The 4,649-nt window shown below is 41.3% G+C and carries 3 protein-coding genes and 2 pseudogenes; all 5 read left to right on the top strand.

All coding sequences use genetic code 11. From position 1 onward, the window contains the following. Positions 1–498, top strand: a pseudogene (locus SMIDD26_RS06755) (single-stranded-DNA-specific exonuclease C-terminal domain-containing protein); the annotation flags it as partial. Positions 499–671: 173 nt separating this feature from the next. Continuing rightward, the gene (locus SMIDD26_RS06750; protein ID WP_061439633.1) at positions 672–2,333 is read left to right on the top strand and encodes a ribonuclease J; all 1,662 of its coding nucleotides are present in this window, start codon (positions 672–674) and stop codon (positions 2,331–2,333) included. Positions 2,334–2,399: 66 nt separating this feature from the next. Then, a complete protein-coding gene (locus SMIDD26_RS06745) occupies positions 2,400–3,179 on the top strand; it encodes an alpha/beta hydrolase (RefSeq protein ID WP_061439632.1) in 780 nt (259 codons plus the stop codon). A 111-nt stretch (positions 3,180–3,290) separates the two neighbouring features. Then, a pseudogene (locus SMIDD26_RS06740) lies at positions 3,291–4,406 on the top strand (aminoacyltransferase); the annotation flags it as partial. A 108-nt stretch (positions 4,407–4,514) separates the two neighbouring features. Beyond that, positions 4,515–4,649, top strand: a 135-nt coding sequence (locus SMIDD26_RS13065; RefSeq protein WP_246746978.1) for a peptidoglycan bridge formation glycyltransferase FemA/FemB family protein, incomplete at its 3' end; no start/stop codon positions are given.

The raw sequence follows: 4,649 nt of genomic DNA, 5'->3' as shown, positions 1-4,649 counted from the left end.
AAGGGGTTCCAGTCTTGGATTTTGCTGGGGAACTGCCCAATCTAGTAAATAGTGATGCTGTGGTTGTAAAAACCATTCCTGAGGATATTACTCAGCTGAAGACCATTTTTCAGGAGCAGAATTTTTCTACTGTTTATTTCAAAAATGATATTGACAAGGCCTACTATCTGACAGGCTATGGGACTAGAGAGCAGTTTGCCAAATTGTACAAGACCATCTACAAGTTCCCAGAGTTTGATATTCGCTACAAACTGAAGGATTTGGCTGCTTATCTCAATATCCAACAAATCTTGCTGGTCAAAATGATTCAAGTATTTGAAGAGCTAGGCTTTGTGATGATTAAAGATGGGGGTCATGACAGTCAATAAAGAGGCGCCAAAGCGGGAGATCGGAGAAAGTCAGATTTACCAAAATCTAAAACAAACCGTCAAAGACCAAGAAATAATGGCGCTGGGTACCGTGCAAGAAATTTATGACTTTTTAATGGAAAAAGAATAGCAGATAGGAAAGAGTTGGGAAACCAGCTCTTTTTTGAAAACAAATCTTCATTTTGAAAATCATCAAAAAAATGGTATAATGGTAGGAAAAGATTCGGCTAAAAGTAATAGTGCTTTTAGAATAAGAGGGCAAGCAACCCTATAATCAAGATAAACTAAGCTTTCGGAGGAAAAATGAGTAATATCAGTTTAACAACACTTGGTGGTGTACGTGAAAACGGGAAAAATATGTATATCGCTGAAATCGATGGTTCTATTTTCGTTTTGGACGCAGGTCTAAAATACCCTGAAAATGAACAACTAGGGGTGGATGTCGTTATTCCAAATATGGACTACCTTTTTGAAAATAGTGACCGTATCGCAGGGGTCTTCTTGACCCACGGGCATGCGGATGCCATTGGTGCTCTGCCTTATCTCTTGGCTGAAGCCAAGGTACCTGTATTTGGATCTGAGCTGACCATTGAGTTGGCCAAACTCTTTGTCAAAGGAAATGACACGGTTAAGAAATTCAATGATTTCCATGTCATTGATGAAGATACGGAGATTGATTTCGGAGGGACTGTAGTGTCCTTCTTCCGTACGACCCACTCTATCCCAGAAAGTTTGGGTGTGGTCTTGAAGACAGCTGAAGGTAGTATCGTTTATACAGGCGACTTCAAATTTGACCAGACAGCTAGTGAATCCTATGCGACAGACTTCGCTCGTTTGGCAGAAATCGGTCGTGATGGAGTTCTGGCTCTCCTTAGCGATTCAGCCAATGCAGATAGCAATATCCAAGTGGCTAGCGAAAGTGAAGTTGGGGACGAGATCACTCAAACCATTTCGGACTGGGATGGTCGTATCATCGTTGCGGCTGTAGCCAGCAACCTCTCTCGTATCCAGCAGGTGTTTGACGCTGCGGATGCAACAGGTCGTCGTGTGGTTTTGACAGGATTCGATATTGAAAATATCGTCCGTACTGCTATTCGCCTTAAGAAATTATCTCTAGCTAACGAGAGTCTTTTGATTAAGCCAAAAGATATGTCTCGTTTTGAAGACCATGAGTTGATTATCCTTGAGACAGGCCGTATGGGTGAGCCTATCAACGGTCTTCGCAAGATGTCGATTGGTCGCCATCGTTATGTGGAAATCAAGGACGGTGATCTGGTCTATATCGTAACGACTCCATCTATCGCCAAAGAAGCGGTCATGGCGCGTGTGGAAAACATGATTTACCAAGCTGGCGGTGTTGTCAAACTGATCACTCAAAGCTTGCGTGTGTCAGGACATGGGAATGCGCGTGACTTGCAGTTGATGATTAATCTCTTGCAACCTAAGTATCTCTTCCCAATTCAAGGGGAATACCGTGAGTTGGATGCTCACGCTAAGGCTGCTATGGCCGTCGGGATGCTGCCAGAACGCATTTTCATCCCTAAAAAGGGAACCAGCATGGCTTATGAGAATGGGGACTTTGTCCCAGCTGGCGCAGTTTCAGCAGGCGATGTCTTGATTGATGGGAATGCCATTGGTGATGTTGGAAATGTGGTTCTTCGTGACCGTAAGGTCTTGTCAGAGGATGGTATTTTTATCGTAGCAATTACCGTTAACCGTCGTGAGAAGAAAATTGTAGCCAAGGCTCGTGTTCACACGCGTGGATTTGTTTATCTCAAGAAGAGTCGCGATATTCTCCGTGAAAGTTCAGAATTGATTAACCAAACGGTGGAAGAGTATCTTCAAGGAGATGACTTTGACTGGGCAGATCTCAAAGGGAAGGTTCGTGATAATCTTACCAAGTATCTCTTTGACCAAACCAAACGTCGTCCAGCTATTTTACCAGTAGTCATGGAAGCAAAATAATCGTTGAAATAAACAGAGAGAAAGTCGAGTTTCGGCTTTTTCTTATAGAAAAATAGAGGAAAAATTATGGCAGTAATGAAAATCGAGTATTACTCACAAGTTTTGGATATGGAGTGGGGAGTGAATGTCCTCTACCCTGATGCCAATCGAGTGGAAGAGCCAGATTGTAAAGATATCCCTGTCTTGTACCTCTTGCACGGGATGTCTGGCAATCATAATGGTTGGCTCAAGCGGACCAATGTAGAACGCTTGCTTCGGGGGACTAATCTCATCGTCGTCATGCCCAATACCAGCAATGGTTGGTACACTGATACTCAATATGGTTTTGACTATTACACAGCTTTAGCAGAGGAATTACCACAGGTTTTAAAACGCTTCTTCCCTAACATGACTAGCAAGCGTGAAAAGACCTTTATCGCTGGTCTTTCTATGGGAGGCTATGGCTGCTTCAAACTGGCTCTTGCTACAAATCGTTTCTCACGTGCAGCTAGCTTTTCAGGTGCCCTTAGTTTTCAAGATTTTTCTCCTGAAAGCCAAAATTTGGGAACACCAGCTTATTGGAGAGGTGTGTTTGGGGAGATTAAAGATTGGACAGCTAGCCCCTATTCTCTTGAAAGTCTGGCTAAAAAATCGGATAAAAAGACCAAGCTCTGGGCTTGGTGTGGCGAGCAGGATTTCTTGTATGAAGCCAATAATCTCGCAGTGAAAAATCTCAAAAAATTAGGTTTTGATGTGACCTATAGCCATAGCGCTGGAACTCACGAGTGGTATTACTGGGAAAAACAATTGGAACGGTTCTTAGCAACCCTACCAATTGATTTCGAATTAGAAGAGAGATTGACTTAGTTTGAATTTCAGCATAGGGGAAGTAGAACTAAAATAAAATATGTTTTCACTAGACTTTTCAAACGAAAGTAGTAGAATAGTAATAAGATACTGGAGGAAAGAGAGTAGGAAATGTACCGTTATCAAATTGGCATTCCCGCATTAGAATATGATCAGTTTGTCAAAGACCATGAATTAGCCAATGTATTACAAAGTAGTGCTTGGGAGGAAGTTAAGTCTGACTGGGAACATGAGAAGTTTGGTGTTTACAGGGAAGAAAGATTACTGGCGACAGCTAGTATTTTGATTAGAACTCTTCCGCTAGGCTATAAAATGTTTTACATCCCAAGAGGACCCGTATTGGATTATGGGGATACGGAACTCTTGAGTTTTGTCATTCAGTCCATTAAGTCTTATGCTCGCAGTAAGAGAGCTATTTTTGTGACTTTTGACCCAAGTATTTGCCTGTCTCAAAGTTTAATTAATCAGGAAAAAACAGAATTTCCTGAAAATCTGGCTATTATTGATAGTTTGCAACAAATGGGAGTAAGGTGGTCGGGAAAAACAGAGGAAATGGGAGACACCATTCAACCTCGTATTCAGGCGAAAATATACAAGGAAAATTTTGAAGAAGATAAACTTTCCAAGTCAACAAAACAGGCTATTCGAACAGCACGGAATAAGGGGGTAGAGATTCAATTTGGTGGAACTGAATTATTGGAGTCTTTTTCCTTTTTGATGAAAAAAACTGAGAAGCGAAAAGAGATTCGTTTGAGGAATGAAACCTATTATAAAAAGTTGTTAGATAATTTTAAGGACAAGGCCTATATCACCTTGGCCACCTTGGATATCTCTAAACGTTCGCAAGAATTAGACGAACAGTTGGCGAAAAACAGAGCCTTGGAAGAGACCTTTACTGAGTCGACTCGAACTTCAAAAGTAGAAGCGCAGAAGAAGGAAAAAGAACGTTTGTTAGAGGAATTGACTTTCCTGCAGGAATATATGGATGCAGGTCAATCAAGAGTTCCCTTAGCGGCTACCTTGACTTTAGAATTCGGACAAACTTCTGTCAATCTATACGCAGGAATGGATGAAGATTTTAGACGTTATAAAGCTCCTATTTTGACTTGGTATGAGACAGCTCGATATTCCTTTGAACGTGGCATTTTATGGCAAAATTTAGGAGGCGTCGAGAATGCTTTAGATGGTGGACTCTATCGTTTTAAAGCTAATTTTAATCCAACGATTGAAGAATACTTGGGTGAATTTACAATACCCACTCATCCTCTCTATCCTCTGTTAAGATTTGCTCTTGATTTCCGTAAAACATTAAGAAAAAACATAGAAAGTAAGTATATGGCACTAACTACACTCACGAAAGAAGAGTTTCAGGCTTATTCTGATCAGGTTTCTTCTCGTTCCTTTATGCAATCGGTTCAGATGGGGGACTTGTTAGAAAAGAGAGGGGCTCGAATTGTTTATCTTGCTTTG

It is taken from the genome of Streptococcus mitis (assembly GCF_001579035.1).
Lineage (GTDB): Bacteria > Bacillota > Bacilli > Lactobacillales > Streptococcaceae > Streptococcus > Streptococcus mitis_J.
The sequence above is the reverse complement of the archived record's forward strand: the minus strand, read 5'-3'. Positions and strand labels throughout refer to the sequence as shown.